The following is a 21024-nucleotide window of genomic DNA, read 5'->3' on the forward strand; positions in this document are numbered from 1 at the left end:
TCGCACGGGCAGGACGCCTTTTGTTCGTTCGATGGATCGCGGCGGCGCTACGCGCTCGCCACTTCGTTCGCCGAAGGCGTATCGGCCGCCACGCCCGGCGGTTGGCCGTCCGCACCGTGTCCGTGCGACCCGGCGACGACGCCGGCTGCGATCAGCGCCCGGGCCTCGTCCGGCGTATAGCCGAGTTCGCCGAGCAACGCGCACGTGTCCTGACCGAGCGCGGGCGGCGCCGCGCGCAGGCGCAGGCGCTCGCCCGCGAGCGTGAGCGGCAGCAGCGCGGTGCGCGTGTCGACCGGCCGGCCGGCGCTGCTCGCGTCGGCCGGCAGCGTCACGGCTTCGAGCCCGCCCGTCGCGAGCAGATGCGGATCGTCGAACAGGTCCTGCGGCTTCGTGATCGGCGCATACGGCAGGCCGATCGATTCGAAGATCGCGCCGATCTCCGCGGCCGAATGCGCGGCGAGCCGCGCACGCAGTTCGGGCAGCAGCCACTCGCGGGCCTGCACGCGCAAGTTGTTGGTTGCAAGACGCGCATCGTCCTTCAGCGCGGCAAGGCCGAATGCGTCGCAGAACAGCGCCCATTGCGTGTCCGATACGACCGCGAGAAAGATCTGCTCGCCGTCCTTCACCGAAAACACGTCATAGACCGCCCACGCGGAAATGCGGCTCGGCATCGGCGACGCGGCCTGCCCCGTCACCGCGAACTGCATCATGTGCTGCGCGACGAGGAACACGTTGTTCTCGAACAGCGAACTCTGCACCTGCTGGCCGCGGCCGGTGCGTTCGCGCTGCGCGAGCGCGGCCATCGCGCCGATCGCGCCGAACATCCCGCCCATGATGTCGTTCACGCTCGAGCCCGCACGCAACGGCCGGCCTTCGGGGCCCGTCATGTACGCGAGACCGCCCATCATCTGCACCACTTCGTCGAGCGCGGTGCGATGTTCGTACGGCCCCGGCAGGAAACCCTTGTGCGACACGTACACCAGGCGCGGATTCAGCGCGGACAACGCGGCATGGCCGAGCCCGAGCCGATCCATCGTGCCGCACTTGAAGTTCTCGCTGAACACGTCTGCCGTCGCGACGAGCCGCCGCACGATCTCGAGCCCGCGCGGATCCTTCACGTCGACCGCGAGGCTCTTCTTGTTGCGGTTGAACATCCCGAAGAAGCCCGCGCCGGAACCGCGCAGCGCACGCGTGCTGTCGCCCGCGATCGGTTCGATCTTGATGACTTCCGCGCCGAGATCCGCGAGCAGCATGCCGCAGGTCGGGCCCATCACCATGTGCGTCATCTCGATCACGCGCACGCCTTCGTACGGCAGCGCCGCGGCCGGTTGGCGATCGTTCATTGCGCGACTCCCGTCAGGCAACCTTCCGGCTGGGCCGCCGACGGCGCACGGCCGTCCGCGTAACGGAATCCCTTCGGCAGCCCCGCGTCCGGCACGTGGCCGTACAGCGGCTCGGCAGGCAGCGCCGCGTGCAGGATCGCGCGCGCGGCGAGCAGCGCATCGGCGTCGATGCCCGTGTCGATCCCCATCGACTCCAGCAGGAACACGAGATCCTCGGTGACGATGTTGCCGGTCGCGCCCGGTGCATACGGGCAGCCGCCGAGACCGCCCAGGCTCGCGTCGATCGTCGTCACGCCGGCGTCGAGCGCCGCGACGACGTTGGCGAGCCCCTGCCCGCGGGTGTTGTGGAAGTGCGCGCCGCCCGCCTTGTCGCCGACTTCGCGTTGCAGGCGCGTGAACAGCCGGCGCACCTGCACCGGATTCGCATAGCCGCTCGTATCGGACAGACCGATCTCGTCGACCCCGCATTCGGCCATCGCAGCCGCCATCGCGATCGTCTCGTCGTCGGAGACAGCGCCGGCGATCGTGCAGCCGAACGCGACCGACACGCCGGCCTCGATCTGCACCGACGGAAACCGCGCATCGCGCAGCGCGACGATCGCGCGCACCTCGTCGATCATCTGCGCCGGCGTCTTGCGGATGTTCGCCAGCGAGTGCGCCTCGGTCACCGAGACCGGCAGCGTCAGCTTGTGGACGCCCGCCTCGAACGCGCTTTCGGCGCCGCGCAGGTTCGGCGCGAGCGCGGCGACGTGCAGCCCGGGAATCGCCAGCGCATGCGCGACGACTTCCCGCACGTCGGCCATCTGCGGCAACAGCCGCGCGGGCACGAACGACCCGACCTCGATCTCGCGCAGGCCGGCCGCGGCGAGCGCGGTGATCCAGCGCCGCTTGTCGGCCGTCTGCATCACGGCCTTGATGCTCTGCAGGCCGTCTCGCGGCCCGACCTCGCTGACCAGCACCTCTGGGTACCCGGAAACGCTCATTCGACACCTCATAGTTCTATCTAAAAGAACATCGTTCTGTTTGACGGAACTTTAGAGGCGCGTCGAATCGGCTGTAAGCGGGGTATACCCGTGAAATTGCGATTTTCTGGAACTTGTGTTCTATCAGACAGAACGATATAGTGGATCGACCGTCACCCAAGGACCTGCAAGCCGTGCCTCCGACCTCGCTCCCCGCAGAACCCACCGGCACCGCCCCCGACTCGTCGGCCGACGCCTCCAGCGGCGTCGCCGTCCTCGATCGCGCGTTCGCGATCCTCCATGCGTTCGGGCAAACCGACGACCGGCTGTCGCTCGCGGAACTGTCGCGCCGCACCGGGCTGTACAAGAGCACGATCCTGCGCCTGCTCGCCGCGCTCGAGCACGGCGGCTTCATGCGCAAGCTCGACGACGGCCAGTACGCGGTCGGACACGAGCCGCTGCGGCTCGCCGCGCTGTACCAGCGTTCGTTCCGGGTCGGCCCGGTCGTCGAGCCGCTGCTCGAGACGCTGAGCCGCGAACTCGGCGAAACGGCGTCGTTCTACGTGCGCCACGGCGAGATGCGCTCGGTGCTCTATCGTGTCGAACCCACGCGCACGGTGCGCGTGTCGATCCGGGTCGGCGAGGAGTTTCCGGTTCACCAGGGAGCGTCCGGGAAGGTGCTGCTCGCGTTCACCGACCCGCACGATGCGCGCTGGAACGACATACGCGAACAGTTGTGGGCCGCGTCGTACGGCGAGCGCGACCCGGAGACGGCGTCGGCGTCCGTGCCGGTGTTCGGCGCGGCCGGCGATTGCGTCGGCGCGCTCACGGTGTCGGGCCCGAAATCGCGGCTGGCCGCCGCGCCGGCGATGGCCGCGGCGCTCGCGCTGCTGTTGCCGCTCGCGCAGAAGGCGACCGTCGCGCTCGGTGGCACCGGCGCGCGCTACGACGCGCAGGCCGTGCGCGACAGTCTCGCGCGCTTCACCGCGGCCGCGGACGAACCCGCGCAGCCCTAGCCGGCACGCGCGTCCGGCGACGCGGCAGCGCAAACGCCGGCCGCATGCGACACTGGCCGCTGCCGCATGCAGCGCGCCGCCCGCCGGCGCGGCACATGCCACTGCCGTCCGGACACGCACAAGGGAACCCACGATGAACGCCCCGCGCACCGCCACCTGGTATTTCGATTTCGTCTCGCCGTTCGCCTACCTGCAGCAGGAACGGTTCGACGAGTTGCCGCCGGCGGCCGCCTACGAGCCGAAACCGATCGTGCTCGGCGCCGTGCTCACGCACTGGGGCCAGAAAGCGCCGGCCGAGATCGCGGCGAAGCGCATCTTCACCTATCGCCACGCGCAGTACCGCGCGGACAAGCTCGGCATTCCATTCCGGATGCCGCCCGCGCATCCGTTCAACCCGATCCGGCCGCTGCGTCTCGCGATCGCGATGGGCAACACGCCCGATGCGATCCGGCGAATCTTCCGGCACATCTGGCGCGACGGCCAGGACGTATCGACGCCAGAGGGTTTCGCCGCGCTGTGCGAGGCGGTGGGCTTTCCGGAAGGCGTGACGGCCGTCGACGCGCAAGCGGTGAAGGACGCGCTGCGCGCGAACACCGATCAGGCGATCGCGCATAGCGTGTTCGGCGTGCCGACCTTCGAACTCGATGGCGACCTGTTCTGGGGCGACGATGCGACCGACATGTTCGTCGATTGCGCGACGTCCCGCGCGTGGCTCGACTCGCCCGAAGTGCGCCGCATCAGCGCGCTGCCCGAAGGCATCCGGCGCGGCTGACGGCGCGCCTCGGCGCTGGCGGCTCACGTGTCGCGTCGTTCGACGCGCAGCCGCCTCGACGCGGTGCTGTTCTCGGCATGTTCATCGGGATGACGAGCGGCGCCGCGCTCGGCGGTTCGTTGCTCGCGCAACTTGACCGGCATGCGGTGATCGCGCCGGCGCCGACAACGTCGCCACCGGCACTGGCCGTGCGCACGTGGCGCCGTCGATTTTCGGCAGTGCGATTGCACGGCAGGCGGGTCCGCAGGGCTTGCCCGCCTTTTCTTTTATTTTCGATCGGTGCTGTGCGGCCCCGCGCGGCACGGCCGATTCGTGCGAGAGACAGCCGGCATTCGTTCATCCGATGCAATACTCGGAACGCGTCGCCGGGTTGCGCAGTTCAACCGATTATTTTTTCGCCCGCGCCCGGCCCCCGCGCGCAATCATCGGATCATTTCTCACGGCCGCACCGCACGGCCCTCCCGAATCCGGCCCCATCGGCAAAGTAGGTTTTCTCAGGGGATTCCCGGTATTTTTTCCCATTTTCTTCGAAATTACCGGTGACATACTTGCCCCCCATTGCGCTCCGGTGCGAGCGCGCTTCCTGATCCCTGCCGGTCGCATGTCCTGTGCTGCGTGTCCGCCGGGGTCGCAGAACATGAACAATTTCGACACCACGATCCAGATCTTCCTCACCCACATTACGTTCGGACCGCTGATGAATCATGCGATCCGCGTGATCGCCGGCCTCTATACGTTCAAGGGCTTCGTCCTGATCCCCGTGCTGTGCTGGCTGTGGTTCCAGCCGGGACCGCAGCGCGAACGGCAACGCGAGCTGGTCATCGCGACGGTCGCGAGCGGGCTCGTCGCGCTCGCGTTCGGCCGGTTGCTCGCGAAAGTCCTGCCGTTCCGCGTGCGGCCGATCTACAACCCCGACCTGCACCTGCACTTCCCGTCCGAGGAATTGCGTGCGGCCACGCTGCAGGCCTGGAGTTCGTTTCCGAGCGATCACGCGATGCTGTGGATGGCGATCGCGACGGGCATCTTCATCATCGCGCGACGCGCCGGCGTGTTCTCGCTGCTGTACGCGGTCGTGTTCATCTGCGTGCCGCGCGCGTATCTCGGCTATCACTACCCGACCGACCTGATCGCCGGCGCCGCGATCGGCATCGCGCTCGCGTGGCTGCTGACGCGCGATGCGATTCGATCGCGCTTCGCGCCGCAGGTGCTGGAGGCGATCCGGCGCTTCCCCGCGCCGGCCTATACGCTCGCGTTCCTGCTGTGCTTCGAGCTGATCACGCAGTTCGACGAACTGCTGACGCTCGCGCAGTCGGTCAAGCATACGGCGATGTAACGGGACGGCGCCGCCATGCATCCGCTGCTGTCGACACGACGCCCGGGCACACGCTGCCGGCCCTGCGCGGCGGCATCGCGCCCGGCGCGCCGCCGTCCGGATCGTCGCCGCCGCGGCGACGGCGGCCGCGCACGTCAGTCGCGGTCGGGCGCCCCGAGCGGGAAGAACGCGCGATACGGCCGCGCTTCGTCGACCGCACGCGCGAACGACGGCCGCGCAAGCAGCCGCCGGCGATATGCGATCACGTTCGCGAACGACGGATCGATCCGGTGCGTCCAGTCCGCGTAGAACAGGAACGGCGCCGCGCCGCAGTCGGCGAGGCTGAAGCGGTCGCCGGCCGCCCATTCGCGATCGGCCATCGTGCGATCCAGCCATGCGTACGACGTTTCGAGCATCGCGCGCGCATCGGCGACACCCCGCGCATCGCGCTCGTGTTCCGGCCGCAACGCATCGAACACGACCTTCTGCTGCGGGGTCGCGACATAGTTGTCGAAGAAACGATCCATCATCCGCACTTCCAGCGCCGCGCGCCGGTCGTCGGGCACCAGCCGCGCGGGGCCCGGGTGGTAGAGATCGAGATACTCGATGATGATCGTCGCCTCGATCACGGTACGGCCCGCGTCGACGAGCACCGGGAAGCGCTTCAGCGGCCACAGCGCGGCCAGTTCCTGCATCGGCTTCGGATCGTCGTGCGCGAGCACGCGATAGTCGAACGGCGTGCCGTTCTCGTACAGCGCGGTCAGCGCCTTCTGGCAATAGGACGAAAAGGGATGGGCGTAAAGCGTCGGCGTCATCGCGGGTCTCTCGGGGTTTCGGCGCCGCGTCATGCGGCGCCACGTGATCGGATACCTTGACGACGAACGGCGCCGGGCCGAATCGACACCGGGCCGAACATTTTTTTTCCGTTGCGCGGCATCGCGCCGCTACGACCGGCCATCCATCACGACGCGGCCTTCGCCGCGCCAGCGCAGCATCCCGCCGCCGAGGTTCGCGACGGCATCGAAGCCGGCCTTCAGCAGGATCACGGTCGCCTGCGCGGAGCGGCCGCCCGCGCGGCACACGGTCACGATCGGCCGGTCGCGCGCGAGTTCGCCGGTGCGCGCGGCCAGTTCGCCGAGCGGAATCGGCGTCGCGCCCGGCAGGTGGCCGAGCGGGCCGGTGAATTCGTCCGGCTCGCGCACGTCGACGACCTGCACCGCCGGCAGGTGATCCTCGAGCCACTGCGGATCGATTTCCCAGAATCCGGCGAACGTATAGACGAGCGGCGCCCAGTCGGGCGCCGCCTGCACGTCGGGCGCATTCGCGGCGAGTCCGCACTGCAGATTCGCGGGCACCGCGACGTCGATCTGGCGCGGATGCGCGAGCCCGAGGTTGCGCATGTAGCCCGCGAAATCGTCCTCGCTGAGATCGCCGCCGAGGCGCGGATTGAAACGCCGCTCCTCGCCGACGCTCGTGACCGTGAGCCCGCGATAGTCGTGCGCGGGATACAGCAGGCATGCGGCCGGCAGCGTGAAAAGCCGGCCGTGCACCGCGCGATACAGCGCGCGCGGGTCACCCTGCTGGAAGTCGGTACGGCCGGTGCCGCGAATCAGCAGGCAGTCGCCGGTAAACGCCATCGATTCATCGTCGAGCACGAGGCTGATGCAGCCGCTCGTGTGGCCCGGCGTCGCGCGCACGGTCAGGTAGCGCGGGCCGAATGCGCAGCGATCGCCGTCGTTCAGGTAGCGGTCGGCGCCCTGCGCGCCGCTCGCGGCCGAAATCGCGATCGCGCTGCCGGTGCGCTGCTTCAGCAGCCACGCACCCGTCACGTGATCGGCGTGCACGTGCGTATCGACGGTCGCGACGAGCCGCAGCCCGAGCTCGTCGAGCAGCGCCGCATCGCGGCGCACCTGCTCGAACACCGGGTCGATCAGCAACGCTTCGCGCGATGGGCGGTCGGCGAGCAGGTACGTGTAGGTCGACGATTGCGGGTCGAAGAGTTGCCGGAAGATCATCGCGAAGTCGCTCCGTCGGCTGGGCGTGTCGGTCGGGTGAAGGGTGCGGGTCGTGCAACCCGCACCGCGTGTGGCGCCGGCTCGCGGCGCACACGTTCATACAGCGTAGTTCAAAACACGCGCGCCACCGGCGTCGTTGCACGCGGCGAGACGTCACGCCGCATCCGGTCCGTCGCGCGTGCTGCCTTACACTACCGCCTGTTCTCGTCTTACGTTCACAAGAATTGCGTCGACATGTCTCTGACGATCGATCCGAAGCAAGCCGCCGCGCTGCTGGCCGTCGCCGACACCGGCAGCTTCGAGCAGGCCGCCGTGCGCCTGCACGTGACCGCGTCCGCCGTCACGCAGCGGGTCCGCGCGCTGGAGGCGAGCCTCGGCGCGCCGCTCGTGCTGCGCACGCGGCCGTGCCGGCCGACGGCGGCCGGGCAGCGCGTGCTGCAGCACCTGCGCCGCGTCGCGCTGCTGCAGGCCGACCTGCAAAGCACGCTCGCGACCGAGCGCGAATCGCCGATCTCGGTCACGATCGCGCTGAACTCCGACAGCCTCGGCACCTGGTTCCTGCCCGCATTGACGTCGGTGCTCGCGGGCGAGCGCATCCTGTTCGAGCTGATCGTCGAGGACCAGGACCACACGTTCGCGCTGCTCGAAAGCGGGATGGCCGTCGGCTGCGTGACGACCGAGCCGAAGCCGATGCGCGGCTGCGTCGCGACGCCGCTCGGCACGATGCGCTACCGGCTGCTCGCGGCCGCCGCGTTCGCGCTGCGCTGGTTTCCGCGCGGCCTGAACCGCACGGGCGCGCGCCATGCGCCGGTCGTCGCGTATTCGCGGCGCGACACGCTGCAGTCCTCGTTCCTGAAGGAGAAGCTCGGGTTGCCCGAAGGCGCGTATCCGTGCCACTACGTGCCGGGCACGCACGCGCATTTCGCGGCGGTGCGGCACGGGCTCGGCTACGCGATGGTGCCGGAACCGCTGCTCGGCGGCGCACCGCTCGACGCGCAGGGGCTCGTCGATCTCGCGCCGCTGCATCCGACCGACATCACGCTGTACTGGCACGCATGGACCGTGCAATCGCCGACGATGGCGTCGCTGTCCGCACGGGTGGTCGAAGCGGCGCGCCGGTTGCTCGCGCCGCTGCCGTGACGAACGGGTGATCGACACCGCCGGCGCGGCATGCGCGGCATGCGTGGCCAAGAGAAACGCCGCCGCGCCGCCTATACTTTTTCCATCGGCCCCGCGAACGCGCCGCGCGGCCGATCACGCACATCCGGCCGTTCCCTTTCCCGTGAGGAGAACATCATGCCCCGCCGCTATATCGATTGCCGCGAGTTTCCCAGCGCGATGAATTGCTCGGTCGCAATTTCCGCCGACTCCGACGACGAACTGCTGGAGGCCGCCGTGCAACACGCGGTCTCGGTGCACCAGCACACCGACAGCGCCGAACTGCGCACGCAGCTGAAAACACTGTTCCGCGACGGCACGCCGCCCGCCGACATGCTCCGGCAAGCGTAACCCGCCGGCACGCCAGATATCGACAGACGGGCTGCATCGCCGCCCCCGTCGCCTCCCTGCTCCTGCTTCGCGCCACGACGCGCCGGCGCCCCCGCCGGCCGGCGCACTCGGCTTTAAGTACGCCGCTGCGCGAAATACGCGCCGACCGCATCGATGAAGGTATCGATGTCCGCGCGCGCCACGTCGCAGTGCGTGACGAAGCGCGACGCGTACAGCATCTGCGTGAGGATCCCGCGCGCCTTGAGCCATGCCTCGAGCGGCGCGCAATCGGCTTCGGGGAATTGCGCGAACACCATGTTCGTCGCATGCGACAGCACCTTCACCGGCTCGATGCGCGCGAGGCCTGCCGCGAGATGCGCGGCGTTCGCGTGATCGTCGGCCAGCCGCTCGACATTGTGGTCGAGCGCATACAGGCAGGCCGCCGCGAGAATGCCAGACTGCCGCATCCCGCCGCCCAGCACCTTGCGCCAGCGCTGCGCGCGCTCGACCAGCGCGCGATTGCCGACCAGCACCGAACCGACCGGCGCGCCGAGCCCTTTCGAGAAGCAGATCGACACGGTATCGAACGGCGCGCACAGTTCCGCGATCGGACGGCCCGACGCGACGGCCGCATTGCACACGCGCGCGCCGTCGAGGTGCGTGGCCAGCCCGCGGCTGCGCGCGAGCGCGACGGCTTCCTGCACATAGCCGTCCGGCAACACCTGGCCGCCGATCGTGTTTTCGAGCGCGAGCAGGCGCGTGCGGGCGAAGTGATTGTCGAGCGGCTTGATCGCCGCGGCGATCTTCGCGAGCGGCAGCGTGCCGTCGGGCGCGTTCTCGATCGGCTGCGGCTGGATGCTGCCGAGCACGGCCGCGCCGCCGCCTTCGTACTTGTAGGTGTGCGCGAGCTGGCCGACGATGTATTCGTCGCCGCGTTCGCAATGGGCCATCAGCGCGGCGAGGTTGCTCTGCGTGCCGCTCGGGAAGAACAGGCCGGCTTCCTTGCCGGCCCGCTCGGCCGCGACCGCCTGCAGGCGCAGCACGGTCGGGTCGTCGCCCCATACGTCGTCGCCGACTTCGGCGGCAGTCATCGCGGCCAGCATCGCCTGGCTCGGACGTGTCACGGTATCGCTGCGTAAATCGATCATCTTCGTGCCCTGAGTGAACGCGGACCGGTACCGATGCGCCCGGCCCTGCCGAAACGAGACTCAGAGTGTACGCAATTCGCGCAGCGCTTGCCGATGCTTCGCGCCGGGCGAAAGCCACGTGACCGGGCGCCGCAGGTGCACGATCCGGATACAACCGGCACGACGCGACGCGGTCCACGCCGGCGCGGCATCGTCAACAACGCGGCGGCGGCCGGACACCCGGCATAGGCATAGGCCGCGCGTGCCAACGCGCGGCACCTTCGCGCACGCCGCATCGTTCCCGTGATGCGACGCGCCATATTGCCGCACGTGCGGCAGACCGCCACGCCACGGTCGCCTGCGGCGCGCGCCGCGATCTTGATACGAATCAACGATTTATCCCGAAACCGCGCGCGCCGGGCTGGACATCTGCGACGAGTTGGCGCATTTCGCGGCGCAACATCGCGGCACATACTCCAGCCAACCCCGATGCCCCCTCTGGCCGGGGTCCGCCGGCACCCCGCCGGCGGGTATCGTCAAGCCTCGGTCAACTGGTATGGACACCGCATTTTCGGCCCTCGATCTGGCCCGCCTGCAATTCGCGTTCACCGTCTCCTTTCACATCGTCTTCCCGGCGCTGAGCATCGGCCTCGCCAGCTTCATCGCCGTGCTCGAATATCGCTGGCTGAAGACCGGCAAGCAGTACTACAAGACACTCTGCCTGTTCTGGTCGAAGATCTTCGCGGTCGCGTTCGGAATGGGCGTGGTTTCCGGCGTCGTGATGAGCTATCAGTTCGGCACCAACTGGTCGGGCTTCTCGAGCTTCGCCGGCTCGGTCACCGGCCCGCTGCTGATGTACGAGGTGATGACGGCGTTCTTCCTCGAAGCCGGCTTCCTCGGCATCATGCTGTTCGGCTGGAACCGCGTCAGCCCGCGCGCGCACTTCGGCGCGACGCTGATGGTCGCGATCGGCACGCTGATCTCGACGTTCTGGATCCTCGCGTCGAACAGCTGGATGCAGACGCCGCAGGGTTTCGAGATCGTCGACGGCCGCATCGTGCCGACCGACTGGTTCGCGATCGTCTTCAATCCGTCGTTCCCGTACCGCCTGTTCCACATGGCGATCGCCGCGTTCATCGTCGCCGCGCTGGTGGTGGCCGCGACGGGCGCGTGGCACCTGCTGAAGGGCCGCCGCGACAAGGGCGTGAAGAAGATGTTCTCGATGGCGCTGTGGCTGCTGCTGGTGCTCGCGCCGCTGCAGGCCGTGATCGGCGACCAGCACGGCATCAACACGCTGAAGCACCAGCCCGCGAAGATCGCCGCGATCGAAGGGCTGTGGGAAACCGAAAAGGGCGGCACGGCGCTCAACCTGTTCGGCATTCCGGACATGAAGGCCGAAACGACCCGCTACGCGGTGCAGGTGCCGCACCTCGGCAGCCTGATCCTCACGCACAGCTGGGACGGCGAGATCCGCGGACTGAAGGAATTCCGCCCCGAGGATCGTCCGAACTCGACGGTCGTGTTCTGGAGCTTCCGGATCATGGTCGGCCTCGGCTTCGCGATGATCGGCCTCGCCGCGCTCGCGTGGCTGCTGCGCCGCCGCGGCAGCCTGTATGAATCGAAGTGGTTCCAGCGCCTCGCGCTCGTGATGGGCCCGACCGGCTTCGTGTCGCTGCTCGCGGGCTGGGTGACGACCGAAGCGGGCCGCCAGCCGTGGGTCGTGTATGGCGTGATGCGCACCGCGCAGGCCGTGTCGCCGCTGTCGGTGCAGCAGGTCAGCCTGTCGATGATGACGTTCGTGATCGTCTACTTCCTCGTGTTCGGCACCGGCGTGTACTACATGCTGAAGCTGATGAAGGCCGGCCCCGCGCTGCCCGACGTCAAGCACGACGCGCGGCACGGCGAGCCCGACACGCGCCCCGATCACACCGCGCGCCGCCCGATGTCGGCCGTCGACGAGCTGATCGAGACCGTCTGAGCCCCCCACTTTCGCAAACGAGAAAACCTATGGACGTCACCGTAATCTGGGCCGCGATCATCGCATTGGGGCTCTTCATGTACGTCGTGCTCGACGGCTTCGACCTCGGCATCGGCATCGTCTTCCCGTTCTTCCCGGACGAGAAGGAACGCGACCTGATGATGAACACCGTCGCGCCCGTGTGGGACGGCAACGAGACGTGGCTCGTGCTCGGCGGCGCCGGGCTGTTCGCGGTGTTCCCGATCGTCTATTCGACGGTGCTGTCGGCGCTGTACCTGCCGCTGATCTTCATGCTGGTGTGCCTGATCTTTCGCGGCGTGTCGTTCGAGATCCGCGCGAAGGCGCGGCGCACGAAGCAGCTGTGGGATCTCGCGTTCATCGGCGGCTCGGCCGGCGCGACGCTGTTCCAGGGGATCGCGCTCGGCGCGTTCCTGCAGGGCATCGACGTGAAGGACGGCGTGTACGCCGGCGGCGCGTTCGACTGGCTCACGCCGTTCAGCCTGCTGACGGGCCTCGGGTTGATCGTCACGTACGCGCTGCTCGGCTGCTGCTGGCTCGTCGCGAAGACGGAAGGCGACCTGCAGCGGCGCCTGCATCGCGTCGTGTGGCCGCTGACCGTTGTGCTGCTCGGCTTCATCGCGGTCGTCAGCCTGTGGACGCCGCTGCAGGATCCGGCGGTCGCGCAGCGCTGGTTCGATTCGGGGCTGTTCTGGCGCCTGCTGCCGGTGCCGTTCCTGGTCGCCGGGTGCGCGGTGTGGATGCGTCGCGCGGTACGCAACCGGCACGACATGACGCCGTTCGTGCTCGCGCTGGCACTCGTGCTGCTCGGCTACGTCGGCCTGCTCGTCACGATGTTCCCGTATGCGATTCCTCAGACGATGACGATCTGGGAAGCGGCGGCGCCGCGGTCGAGCCAGACCTTCACGCTGGTCGGCGCAGCGGTTATCCTCCCGATCATCATCGCCTACACGACGATGGGTTACTGGGTATTCCGAGGCAAGGTGCGCCATGAAGACCAGCATTACTACCACCACTGATCCTGCCGCCCGCCGGCCCGACGCGCCGCGGCCGCGGATGCGCGGCTGGATGTGGTTCGTCGTCCTGTGGGCGGGCGGCGTGCTCGGCGCCGTCACGCTCGGCTATGCGTTCAAGATCTTCATGAACCTGACGCTGTTCGCGGTGAAGTAAAAGGCAGCGCGCCGGCCGGGCGATCGCGTCACGCGCGCGGCCCGGGCGCGGCGCGCATCGGTCGCCCGATGGATGCGTGATCCGCTGCCTCTTCCTCCGCGTGCGTTATTGCGGCGCCCGCCGCACGACGCCGAGCTTCAATCCCAGCATGCCGAATATGCGGTTCATCGTCTGAACCGTCCCGTCGCTGCGGCCCTGCTCGATATCCTGAATCGTCTTTGTCGACACACCGGCGAGCTTCGCCATTTCGGCGCTCGTCAACCGCATCGTCTGCTTCAGATGACGCACGGATTCGCGCAGCGACCACTCGGGATGCGCGAGAACGTCCTCGATCGCTTGCCGGCGCAACGCGAGCTGATCGGGAAGCGACATCGCGTTATAGCGTTTGTCCATCGTGTCGCCCTCGCCTAGCGCAGTGCATCCAGTTCGCGGGCGAGCCGCTCGATGCCCGGTTTCAGGAAAGCATGCACATCGTGCTCCAGTCCGAGATCGACACCCCGATCGGCGATCTCCTGCAAGCGCGGCGCCATTGCGTGCAGCCGTGCCCGCAATGCGTCGCGATCCAGCGCGGCATGCGCCTCCCCCGCCTGCGGCTCGCTCGACCGGACGACCGCATCGAGTACCCGCGCCCAGTCTGGCTGACCACCGTCATTTCCTTCCCAGCGGATGCGCCGTGCGATGCCGTCGGGGTGCAGATACATCGGTGCGAAGTCGTACAGCGGCGTCAACGCAACGCGTCCATCGAAGTCGCGTTGCAATGCCGTGTTCCGTGCATGATTGTCTTTGTTCCCCAACGCGAGATTCGCGACGTCGCGGCACAGATACTCGGCCACCTCGGCTTGAGGATCCGTGCATCGGCGCACGAGATGCCCGCACACCTCGTCGTGACTCGGCACGACGCCGAAGCCGGCTTTTCCGGTCAGCGACGCAATACTTTCCTGAGCGAACCGGACAACGCTGCCACCAACGCGCGCGCGATCGAACCGCGGAATGAATAGCGACCGATCGCGCAGCGTCAGCGGCGCATGCACGCGCAATCCAAGACGCTGGGCCAATGCCATGTAGGGCGCTTCGTGACGAAGGATTTGTGCAAGACGCTCGTTCGTGCCACGTCCGAACTTGACGATGTAGTGCGCGACCGCGCGCGCATCGGGCAGCGTGTGATCGAGATAGAGCAGTCCGTCGTCGGCACGGGTCAGCAGCAGCTTCGGCCACTCGCCCTGCACACCCGAGGAGCCCGCGACGAAGAATCCATGTTCGGCGAGGTATTCGCTGAATGCGTCTCCGCGTGCGACAACGTCATCGTCGGTAAATCCTTGCCGCGGCCCCTGGCGCTCGGCGAGCCACTGCGCGGCTTCCTTGATCCGCAGATTGCCGATCGAGTTACCGGCTCCCGCGAGCAGCAACGGCCAGTCGGCACGCTCCTCGGCTGTTTCCGGCAGATCGAGGCGGCGCAACAACTCCTGACGGCCGAAGCCTTGCGGCAGCAAATCGATCAGGAAAATCGGCCAATGGGGCGTCACCAGTGGCTCGAGATCGACCGGAAAACCGCATGCCATCGCGTGCGCATCGCGGGCGAATTGATGTCGAACGATCCATTCGACGTCGTAACCCGTATAGGCACGACTGCGCCAGCTCTCGTCAGGCTCGCCGAAAAGGGTGACGACGCCGACGTCGCGCCAAATACCATCGGCGTGGAGCTGGATCGTGCAGGAAGCGTTCATTTCAGCAGAAATCTATACAAATCGTGCCGTTCATCGTAGCTGAATTATATAAATTTCTACCGAAATAGAAATCGAGCCCCTTGAACTCCGGAAGCAGCGGTCGAGGGAAACTGCCGCCGCTTACCGCCGCTCGCGCAGCGCCGCCTCGATCTTGCGATCGGTCTTGTACTGGCTCAGCGCATACACCGACCAGATCGCGGCCGGCAGCCAGCCGATGATCGTGAGCTGCAGGATCAGGCAGATCACGCCGGCGATCGGGCGGCCGATCGTGAAAAACTGGAACCACGGCAGCAAGAGGGCAAGCAGCAGACGCATCGGATTTCCTTTTCGCATCGTTGAAGAACAGCGTACGCGGCCAATATGGCGCGTCACGCACCCCATTTCAAGCCGGCGCGCCTGGCACGCAGCCGACGCTCCGCGCCGGAACGTCAGCGCCCCCACCTTCTTCACCCGCCGGCCGCAAAAAAACGGCCCTCGCATCGCGCGAGAGCCGTATCGAAATCGCTGGAGAAGACACCGCGCCGGATTCGGAACGTATGCCGCATGCCGCTCCGCACGAGCGTCTGCGTGCTCCCGTCAGCCGGAATGCCGACCTACGCCGAACCGGACAGCCACTGCGCGACCCGCGCGACGAGCAAGTCCGCTTCGTCGAAGTTCTCGACGCCCGCGACCTGCGGCGCGTCGCAGATCGCGAACACCGGCTTGCCCCATTGCAGCCCCAGCGCGATTTCGGACAGCGTGCCGAGACCGCCGCCGACCGCGATCAGGCACAGCGACGCGCGTGCGATCAGCGCATTGCGCGTGATGCCGAGCCCGGTCGGCAGCGCGACCGACAGGTACGGATTCGCGTCCCGCGCATCGTCCTCGGGCAGCAGCCCGATCGCGCATCCGCCCGCGGCCCGCGCGCCGCGCGCCGCGGCCTCCATCACCCCCTGCTTGCCGCCGCCGACGATCGCGATGCCCGTCCCCGCGATCGCGTGCGCGATCCGCTCGGCGACGGCGAGCTGCGCGTCGGTCGCGTCGCGCGGCCCGATCACGCCGACCGGCATCCGGTGCCGGCGTGCGCCGCGCTGTCGCTGCGCGAGCTGCGCCAGCGCGCCGCGCGTGTCGTCCGACCATTCAATGACGTCGTTGCCGTGCAAGTCCTTCCCCCAGTGCAAGAACGCAGGTGCAAAGCGCCGTCAGCACGATCGACAGTACGGCGGCCTGCGAGAAATCGGTCTGTCCGTCGGACAGCTTAAGGTACATCAGCAGCGGCAGGATGTTGACCTGCGTGCCGGCCAGCGCGAGCGCCGTGCCGTACGTGCCGAGCGCGATCGCACCAACGAGGCACCACGCCGACGCGATCGACGGCCACAGCTCGCGCCACGCGACGTCGAACCACGCGCGCCACGGCCGGGCGCCGAGCGTCAGCGCCGCCTCGAGCGGCCGCCGGTCGAGATTCGCGAGCGCCGGGTAGAGCATCAGCGCGACGCGCGGGATCAGGTAGTACGCGTAGGCGAACGCGAGCCCCGGCATCGTGTAGATCGCGCCGCCGACCACGGTCGGGTCCGCGCCGAGCGACGCCAGCAGCATCGTCACGAAGCCGGCGCGGCCGAACACGAGGATGAAGCCGTACGCGATCACGAGGCCGGAGAAGGCAAGCGGCACGCCGAGCAGCGCGAGCGACCAGCGGCGCCGCGCCGGCGACTGCCCGGCCAGCACGAACGCGACCGGCACGCCGACGGCGACCGACAGCGTGCCGGCGCCGATCGCGAGCGCCAGCGAGCGCACGATCGCGTCGGCGACGAGCGGATCGCCGAACACCGCGGCGAACGCACGGCCGCCGCCGTCGAACGCGGCGCCGACGAGCGCGGCGAGCGGCAGCACGAAGCACACCGCGAACAGCCCGGCCGCCGGCACCGCGCCGTAGCGGCGCAGGACGCCGCGCTGCATGGACGAAACCCGCATCGCGCGCCCCTTACTTGCCGAGCGTGGCCTGCGACCAGAGCTGGTCGACTTCGGCCTTGTGCGCCGCGGCCTTCGCGACGTCGAGCGGACGCACCTGCGGCGCGTTCGGCAGCTTCGCGGCGACATCCTGCGCCACCGGCGTGCCGGGCACGGCCGGACGCACGAAGCCCTGCGCGAACAGCCCCTGCCCGACGTCGCTCATCACGAGGTTGAGCCACAGCTGCGCGGCGGCCGGATTCGGGCCGTTCTTCACGAGACTCATCGCGTACGGCGCCGACACGCTGCCGTCCTGCGGAATCACGACTTCGGCCGCGTCACCCATGCCGTCCGCGTACTTGGCCTTGAGCCCGTCGTTCTCGTAGCCGATCAGGACCGGAATCTCGCCCTTGACGAATTTCGCGTACGGCGTCGTGCCCTCGACGCGCAGCACGTTGCCCGCCTGCTTGAGCTTGCCGAAGAAATCCGCGCCCGGCTTCGGGTTGTCGACGCTGCCGCCGTTCGCATAGGCGGCGGCGAACACGGCGACCTGCCCCTGCCCGGTCGAGCGCGGATCGAGATAGACGACCGCATTGCGATATTCGGGCTTCAGCAGGTCCGACCAGCGCTGCGGCACGTTCTTCACGAGCTTCTTGTTGACGAGCAGCGCGATGTTCAGCGAATGCACCGCGAACCAGCGGCCGTCGGCCGCGCGGAACACCGTGGGCAGCTTGTCGAAATTGACCGGCTTGAACGGCGCGACGACGTCCTTGGCCGTCGCATCGAGCGCCGACGCCGCGAAGTAGTACGCCGTGTCGGCCTGCGGGCGGCGGCGCGACTTGTCGAGCGCGACGACCGTGGCCGCCGAGCCGATGTCGTTGTACGTGATCTCGACCTTCGGGTAGCGCTTGCGGAATTCGGCGAACAGCGACTTCCAGTTCGCCCATTCCGGGCCCGTGTCGAACGACACGACGAGCCCTTCGTCGGCGGCCTTCTCGTACAGCGCGTCCTCGCCGGGATACAGCGGCGCGGCATGGGCCAGCGCCGGCGCGAGGGTCGCGAACGCGCAGAGCGCCAGCAGGCGGCGGCGCGTCGCATGAAGGAAATGGCGGCGTGCAGACATCGTGATTCTCCGTTGAATGAATGGGTCGCCCGCGCTCACGCGGCGGGCAGCACGAGCAGATGGCGCGGCTCGATCGACACGCAGCGCGCGGGCAGCTCGCGCCCTTCGCCGAGCAGTGCGTCGGTCGCGCCGGCCGGTACGAAGTCGAAGCGCTGGGTCGCGCCGAAGTAGCGCACCTCGCCGACCCGGCCGTCGATGCGGTTCGCGACGGACTCGGGCGGATCGGGCTGCAGGTGTTCCGGCCGGATCAGCACCTCGACCGGGTCGCCCGGCCGGTGCGCACCCGTATCCGCGCGCAGCGTCGTGAACCGCACGTCGACCGCGCCATGCGCGAGCACGCGGCCGCGCAGCAGCGTCGAATGGCCGACGAACCGCGCGACCTGCGCGGTCGCCGGACGCTCGTACAGGTCGCGCGGGGTGCCGGCCTGCAGCATGCGTCCGCCGTCGACGATCGCCACGCGATCGGCCATGCTGAGCGCTTCGTCCTGGTCGTGCGTGACGAGCAGCGTCGTCGCGCCGCATGCGCGCTGCAGCGCGCGGATCTCGTCGCGCAGCTGGTGGCGAATGCCGGCGTCGAGCGCCGCGAGCGGCTCGTCGAGCAGCAGCAGCTTCGGTTCGATCACGAGCGCGCGAGCCAGCGCGACGCGCTGCTGCTGCCCCCCGGACAGCAGCGCCGTGCTGCGTCCGGCCTGCGCGGCGAGGCCGACGCGTTCGAGCATCTCGAGCGCGCGGCGACGGCGCGGCGCCGCGGCCATGCCGCGCATCTTCAGGCCGTAGGCGACGTTGTCGACGACCGACAGGTTCGGAAACAGCGCGTAGTGCTGGAACACCATTCCGACCTCGCGCTGCCACACCGGCACGCCGGCCATGTCGCGGCCGCCGATCGCGATACGGCCGTCGTACCCGTCGAGCAGGCCGGCGGCGAGGCGCAGCAGCGTCGATTTGCCGGAGCCGCTGCGGCCCATCACGGCGAGCAGTTCGCCCTGGGCCGCGGACAGCGTGACCGCGTCGACGCCGTGACGGGCGCCCGGATACTGGAAGCTGACGTTTTCGAAATCGAGACTCATGACGGTTTCACTTCAGGCGTGGCACGGTGAGGACGGAGGCGAGCGTCGCGAGCACGGCAAGGACGAGCAGCACGACGGTGGCCGCGCAGGCCATCCCGGACGCGCCGTAGAACGCCTGCAGCAGCACGATCGGATAGTTGCGGTAACGGAAGCCCGCGATCAGGTTCGAGATCTGGAATTCGCCGATCGACAGCGCGGCGACCATCACGAGGCCGGAAAACAGGCTGTGCCGCAGGTTCGGCAGCACGACCGTGAAGAACTGGCGCAGCGGCGTCGCACCGAGCGTCGCCGCACACGCCTCGAGATGCGCGAGCCCCAGGTGGCGCAGGTCGCTCAGCAGCGTCTGCAGCAGGTACGGCAGCGTCAGCACCGCGTGCGCGGCGATCATCAGCGGCAGCGTGCCGAGCCACGGCAGCGCATCGCCGCTGAAGATCGCGATGTAGCCGAACCCGAGTGTCAGCGCCGGCACCGCGATCGGCATCAGCATCACGATGCGCGCCGCGAAGCCGCGGCCGGCCAGTGCGCGGTGATGCAGCGCATAGGCGAGCGGCAGCGCCAGCACGGCATTGATCGCGCAGCAGGCGAGCGCGACGACGAGGCTCGTGCCGAATGCGCGGGTGAAGCTGCGATTCGCGGCCAGGTCCGCGAACCAGTGCGACGTGATGCCGGTCGGCAGCAGCGTGTTCGTCCACGACTGGCCGACCGAGCCGATCAGCAGCAGCACGATCGGCAACGCGAGGTACAGCCCGAAAACCGCGACGAGCGCCTGCAGCAGCAGGCGTCCCGCGATCGCGCGCGGCCGTTTGTTACGACGAATCGGAATAGCTTCGGCAAGGGCCGGAGCGGCTGGCGGATGCATGGCGAATCTCGCTGACGGACACGGAATGGGTCACGCAACGCCCGCCGGGCAGGGCCGGCACGCGTTGTCATGACGGCCGCAGTGTGCGGATCCGACATGGCATCGTCATGAAAAAAACGTACAACGCCCGCATCGATCTGTGCGCGCAAGGAATAGTTCGCCGTGAAGCACCTGTTTCCCAACGTCGCGGAGCTGCACGCGTTCGCGACTTCCGTGAAGTACCTGAACTTCTCGTATGCGGCGCGCGAGCTCGGCCTGACGCCGAGCGCGGTCAGCCGGCAGATCGCGAATCTCGAGACGCTGTTCGGGGTGAAGCTGTTCGTGCGCGAGGGGCGCAATCTCGCGCTCACGCGGGCCGGGCAGGTTTATCACGCACGCGTGATCGGCCCGCTGCGCGAGATCGGCAACGCGTCGATCGAATTGCTGAGCGCGCGCGAGGACAGCGACCTGCTGACGATCGCAAGCGTGCCGACCTTCACGACGAAGTGGCTGGTGCCGCGCCTCGCGCGCTTTCTGGCCGGCGCGCCGGACGTCACGCTGAGTTTTCGCCGCCATCTCGCGCACGGCGACGTGTTTCCGTTCGGACTCGACGCGGCGATACGCTATGGGGACGGCGCATGGGAAGGCGTCCGCTGCGATTACCTGGACGGCCGCACGTTCGTGCCGGTCTGTTCCCGCGAATTCGCGGCGCGACATGCGCTGCGCACGCCCGCCGACACGGCCGCCGCGCCGCGGCTCGTGCACGAGCAGGCGGAAATCGCGTGGTCGCTCTGGGCGGAGCGCCATCGCGTCGCCCGGATGAACGCGCTGGCCGGGCCGCGCTTCGAACAGTATTCGGTGCTGATCCAGGCCGCGCAAGCCGGGCTCGGGCTCGCGCTCGTGCCGCGCTTCCTGATCGTCGACACGCTCGCGAGCGGCGCGCTCGTCGAACCGTTCGACGCGCCCGTCGACGTCGACGCGCAGGGGCACTACCTGTGCTATGCGCCGGAGCGCCTGGAGACGAGCGCCGCGTTGCGGCGCTTCAGGGAATGGATCCTCGGCGCATGCGCGGAGCGCTGAGCGTGCCCGGCATGGCCGGGCACGCCCGGACGGCACGGCGGCGCCGGTAACACGGCGCCGTGCCG

At 68.6% G+C, this 21024-nt stretch carries 22 protein-coding genes and 1 pseudogene; 10 read left to right on the plus strand and 13 right to left on the minus strand.

The annotated features are described in order from the left end of the window. Nucleotides 1–47: 47 nt before the first annotated feature. Together DIE16_RS06850 and DIE16_RS06855 are read right to left on the minus strand one after the other, a co-directional pair. The gene (locus DIE16_RS06850) at nt 48–1343 is read right to left on the minus strand and encodes a CaiB/BaiF CoA-transferase family protein (RefSeq protein WP_124892084.1); all 1296 of its coding nucleotides are present in this window, start codon (nt 1341–1343) and stop codon (nt 48–50) included. Continuing rightward, the gene (locus DIE16_RS06855; RefSeq protein ID WP_124892085.1) at nt 1340–2326 is read right to left on the minus strand and encodes a hydroxymethylglutaryl-CoA lyase; all 987 of its coding nucleotides are present in this window, start codon (nt 2324–2326) and stop codon (nt 1340–1342) included. The genes DIE16_RS06850 and DIE16_RS06855 overlap by 4 nt, the downstream gene beginning before the upstream one ends. Nucleotides 2327–2499: 173 nt before the next feature. On the opposite strand from DIE16_RS06855, the gene DIE16_RS06860 reads away from it, so the two are divergent. The 4 genes and pseudogenes from DIE16_RS06860 to DIE16_RS06875 all read left to right on the plus strand — a co-directional run bounded on the left by DIE16_RS06860 (nt 2500) and on the right by DIE16_RS06875 (nt 5426). Next, complete coding sequence (locus tag DIE16_RS06860; RefSeq protein WP_124892086.1) at nt 2500–3321, plus strand: IclR family transcriptional regulator; 822 nt, start codon at nt 2500–2502, stop codon at nt 3319–3321. A 133-nt stretch (nt 3322–3454) separates the two neighbouring features. Continuing rightward, nucleotides 3455–4093: a 2-hydroxychromene-2-carboxylate isomerase gene (locus DIE16_RS06865; protein ID WP_044848505.1), complete on the plus strand. Its 639-nt coding sequence runs from the start codon at nt 3455–3457 to the stop codon at nt 4091–4093. Between the two features lie 39 nt (nt 4094–4132). After that, a pseudogene (locus DIE16_RS37510) lies at nt 4133–4299 on the plus strand (MFS transporter); the annotation flags it as partial. Between the two features lie 431 nt (nt 4300–4730). Next, nucleotides 4731–5426 carry a phosphatase PAP2 family protein gene (locus DIE16_RS06875; RefSeq protein ID WP_044848504.1) on the plus strand — a complete coding sequence of 232 codons (696 nt, stop codon included), beginning with the start codon at nt 4731–4733 and terminating at the stop codon, nt 5424–5426. Between the two features lie 134 nt (nt 5427–5560). Here DIE16_RS06875 and DIE16_RS06880 read toward each other — a convergent pair whose 3' ends face one another. Both DIE16_RS06880 and DIE16_RS06885 read right to left on the minus strand, forming a co-directional pair. Beyond that, on the minus strand, nt 5561–6220 hold the full coding sequence (locus tag DIE16_RS06880) for a glutathione S-transferase family protein (RefSeq protein ID WP_124892087.1): 660 nt from the start codon (nt 6218–6220) through the stop codon (nt 5561–5563). A gap of 129 nt (nt 6221–6349) precedes the next feature. Continuing rightward, nucleotides 6350–7420 carry an MBL fold metallo-hydrolase gene (locus DIE16_RS06885; RefSeq protein ID WP_124486093.1) on the minus strand — a complete coding sequence of 357 codons (1071 nt, stop codon included), beginning with the start codon at nt 7418–7420 and terminating at the stop codon, nt 6350–6352. A 234-nt stretch (nt 7421–7654) separates the two neighbouring features. On the opposite strand from DIE16_RS06885, the gene DIE16_RS06890 reads away from it, so the two are divergent. Continuing rightward, nucleotides 7655–8560 carry an HTH-type transcriptional regulator ArgP gene (locus DIE16_RS06890; RefSeq protein WP_124529199.1) on the plus strand — a complete coding sequence of 302 codons (906 nt, stop codon included), beginning with the start codon at nt 7655–7657 and terminating at the stop codon, nt 8558–8560. A gap of 156 nt (nt 8561–8716) precedes the next feature. Then, on the plus strand, nt 8717–8929 hold the full coding sequence (locus DIE16_RS06895) for a DUF1059 domain-containing protein (protein ID WP_044848500.1): 213 nt from the start codon (nt 8717–8719) through the stop codon (nt 8927–8929). A 113-nt stretch (nt 8930–9042) separates the two neighbouring features. Here DIE16_RS06895 and ltaE read toward each other — a convergent pair whose 3' ends face one another. Continuing rightward, entirely contained in the window at nt 9043–10056 is a 1014-nt protein-coding gene (gene ltaE, locus DIE16_RS06900; protein WP_124892088.1) for a low-specificity L-threonine aldolase, read from the minus strand. 535 nt (nt 10057–10591) lie between these two features. On the opposite strand from ltaE, the gene DIE16_RS06905 reads away from it, so the two are divergent. The 3 genes from DIE16_RS06905 to DIE16_RS06915 are packed head-to-tail and all read left to right on the plus strand — an operon-like array spanning nt 10592 to nt 13201. Further along, the gene (locus DIE16_RS06905) at nt 10592–12013 is read left to right on the plus strand and encodes a cytochrome ubiquinol oxidase subunit I (RefSeq protein ID WP_044848498.1); all 1422 of its coding nucleotides are present in this window, start codon (nt 10592–10594) and stop codon (nt 12011–12013) included. 29 nt (nt 12014–12042) lie between these two features. Further along, on the plus strand, nt 12043–13050 hold the full coding sequence (cydB, locus tag DIE16_RS06910; RefSeq protein WP_124486089.1) for a cytochrome d ubiquinol oxidase subunit II: 1008 nt from the start codon (nt 12043–12045) through the stop codon (nt 13048–13050). Further along, the gene (locus DIE16_RS06915) at nt 13022–13201 is read left to right on the plus strand and encodes a hypothetical protein (protein WP_044848496.1); all 180 of its coding nucleotides are present in this window, start codon (nt 13022–13024) and stop codon (nt 13199–13201) included. The genes cydB and DIE16_RS06915 overlap by 29 nt, the downstream gene beginning before the upstream one ends. 105 nt (nt 13202–13306) lie before the next feature. Here DIE16_RS06915 and DIE16_RS06920 read toward each other — a convergent pair whose 3' ends face one another. From DIE16_RS06920 to DIE16_RS06955, 8 genes are all read right to left on the minus strand, one after another. Then, the gene (locus tag DIE16_RS06920) at nt 13307–13594 is read right to left on the minus strand and encodes a helix-turn-helix domain-containing protein (RefSeq protein ID WP_044848495.1); all 288 of its coding nucleotides are present in this window, start codon (nt 13592–13594) and stop codon (nt 13307–13309) included. A 14-nt stretch (nt 13595–13608) separates the two neighbouring features. Continuing rightward, entirely contained in the window at nt 13609–14925 is a 1317-nt protein-coding gene (locus DIE16_RS06925) for a type II toxin-antitoxin system HipA family toxin (RefSeq protein ID WP_124666337.1), read from the minus strand. 120 nt (nt 14926–15045) lie between these two features. Further along, nucleotides 15046–15240, minus strand: a complete 195-nt coding sequence (locus DIE16_RS06930; protein ID WP_044848494.1) for a YqaE/Pmp3 family membrane protein — start codon at nt 15238–15240, stop codon at nt 15046–15048. Between the two features lie 278 nt (nt 15241–15518). Then, nucleotides 15519–15974: a TIGR00725 family protein gene (locus DIE16_RS06935; protein ID WP_124892094.1), complete on the minus strand. Its 456-nt coding sequence runs from the start codon at nt 15972–15974 to the stop codon at nt 15519–15521. Nucleotides 15975–16044: 70 nt separating this feature from the next. Next, nucleotides 16045–16875 carry an ABC transporter permease gene (locus tag DIE16_RS06940; RefSeq protein ID WP_124486087.1) on the minus strand — a complete coding sequence of 277 codons (831 nt, stop codon included), beginning with the start codon at nt 16873–16875 and terminating at the stop codon, nt 16045–16047. A gap of 10 nt (nt 16876–16885) precedes the next feature. Beyond that, a complete protein-coding gene (locus DIE16_RS06945) occupies nt 16886–17974 on the minus strand; it encodes an extracellular solute-binding protein (protein WP_124486086.1) in 1089 nt (362 codons plus the stop codon). 35 nt (nt 17975–18009) lie between these two features. Then, nucleotides 18010–19041 (minus strand): ABC transporter ATP-binding protein, encoded by a 1032-nt coding sequence (locus DIE16_RS06950; protein ID WP_124486085.1) that lies wholly within the window; start codon nt 19039–19041, stop codon nt 18010–18012. A gap of 7 nt (nt 19042–19048) precedes the next feature. Then, a complete protein-coding gene (locus DIE16_RS06955; RefSeq protein ID WP_124529187.1) occupies nt 19049–19900 on the minus strand; it encodes an ABC transporter permease in 852 nt (283 codons plus the stop codon). Between the two features lie 162 nt (nt 19901–20062). On the opposite strand from DIE16_RS06955, the gene DIE16_RS06960 reads away from it, so the two are divergent. Next, nucleotides 20063–20959 carry a LysR family transcriptional regulator gene (locus DIE16_RS06960; protein ID WP_044845028.1) on the plus strand — a complete coding sequence of 299 codons (897 nt, stop codon included), beginning with the start codon at nt 20063–20065 and terminating at the stop codon, nt 20957–20959. Nucleotides 20960–21024: the final 65 nt, after the last annotated feature.

This window comes from Burkholderia sp. Bp9090 (assembly GCF_003857985.1).
GTDB lineage: Bacteria > Pseudomonadota > Gammaproteobacteria > Burkholderiales > Burkholderiaceae > Burkholderia.

What these genes read in the sequence shown, in the direction of transcription:
- DIE16_RS06850 (WP_124892084.1), bottom strand. Translation starts at nt 1,343, where the DNA reads ATGAACGATCGCCAACCGGCCGCGGCGCTGCCGTACGAAGGCGTGCGC.
- DIE16_RS06855 (WP_124892085.1), bottom strand. Translation starts at nt 2,326, where the DNA reads ATGAGCGTTTCCGGGTACCCAGAGGTGCTGGTCAGCGAGGTCGGGCCG.
- DIE16_RS06865 (WP_044848505.1), top strand. Translation starts at nt 3,455, where the DNA reads ATGAACGCCCCGCGCACCGCCACCTGGTATTTCGATTTCGTCTCGCCG.
- DIE16_RS06875 (WP_044848504.1), top strand. Translation starts at nt 4,731, where the DNA reads ATGAACAATTTCGACACCACGATCCAGATCTTCCTCACCCACATTACG.
- DIE16_RS06880 (WP_124892087.1), bottom strand. Translation starts at nt 6,220, where the DNA reads ATGACGCCGACGCTTTACGCCCATCCCTTTTCGTCCTATTGCCAGAAG.
- DIE16_RS06885 (WP_124486093.1), bottom strand. Translation starts at nt 7,420, where the DNA reads ATGATCTTCCGGCAACTCTTCGACCCGCAATCGTCGACCTACACGTAC.
- DIE16_RS06890 (WP_124529199.1), top strand. Translation starts at nt 7,655, where the DNA reads ATGTCTCTGACGATCGATCCGAAGCAAGCCGCCGCGCTGCTGGCCGTC.
- DIE16_RS06895 (WP_044848500.1), top strand. Translation starts at nt 8,717, where the DNA reads ATGCCCCGCCGCTATATCGATTGCCGCGAGTTTCCCAGCGCGATGAAT.
- ltaE (WP_124892088.1), bottom strand. Translation starts at nt 10,056, where the DNA reads ATGATCGATTTACGCAGCGATACCGTGACACGTCCGAGCCAGGCGATG.
- DIE16_RS06905 (WP_044848498.1), top strand. Translation starts at nt 10,592, where the DNA reads ATGGACACCGCATTTTCGGCCCTCGATCTGGCCCGCCTGCAATTCGCG.
- cydB (WP_124486089.1), top strand. Translation starts at nt 12,043, where the DNA reads ATGGACGTCACCGTAATCTGGGCCGCGATCATCGCATTGGGGCTCTTC.
- DIE16_RS06915 (WP_044848496.1), top strand. Translation starts at nt 13,022, where the DNA reads ATGAAGACCAGCATTACTACCACCACTGATCCTGCCGCCCGCCGGCCC.
- DIE16_RS06920 (WP_044848495.1), bottom strand. Translation starts at nt 13,594, where the DNA reads ATGGACAAACGCTATAACGCGATGTCGCTTCCCGATCAGCTCGCGTTG.
- DIE16_RS06925 (WP_124666337.1), bottom strand. Translation starts at nt 14,925, where the DNA reads ATGAACGCTTCCTGCACGATCCAGCTCCACGCCGATGGTATTTGGCGC.
- DIE16_RS06930 (WP_044848494.1), bottom strand. Translation starts at nt 15,240, where the DNA reads ATGCGTCTGCTGCTTGCCCTCTTGCTGCCGTGGTTCCAGTTTTTCACG.
- DIE16_RS06935 (WP_124892094.1), bottom strand. Translation starts at nt 15,974, where the DNA reads ATGCCGGTCGGCGTGATCGGGCCGCGCGACGCGACCGACGCGCAGCTC.
- DIE16_RS06940 (WP_124486087.1), bottom strand. Translation starts at nt 16,875, where the DNA reads ATGCGGGTTTCGTCCATGCAGCGCGGCGTCCTGCGCCGCTACGGCGCG.
- DIE16_RS06945 (WP_124486086.1), bottom strand. Translation starts at nt 17,974, where the DNA reads ATGTCTGCACGCCGCCATTTCCTTCATGCGACGCGCCGCCGCCTGCTG.
- DIE16_RS06950 (WP_124486085.1), bottom strand. Translation starts at nt 19,041, where the DNA reads ATGAGTCTCGATTTCGAAAACGTCAGCTTCCAGTATCCGGGCGCCCGT.
- DIE16_RS06955 (WP_124529187.1), bottom strand. Translation starts at nt 19,900, where the DNA reads ATGCATCCGCCAGCCGCTCCGGCCCTTGCCGAAGCTATTCCGATTCGT.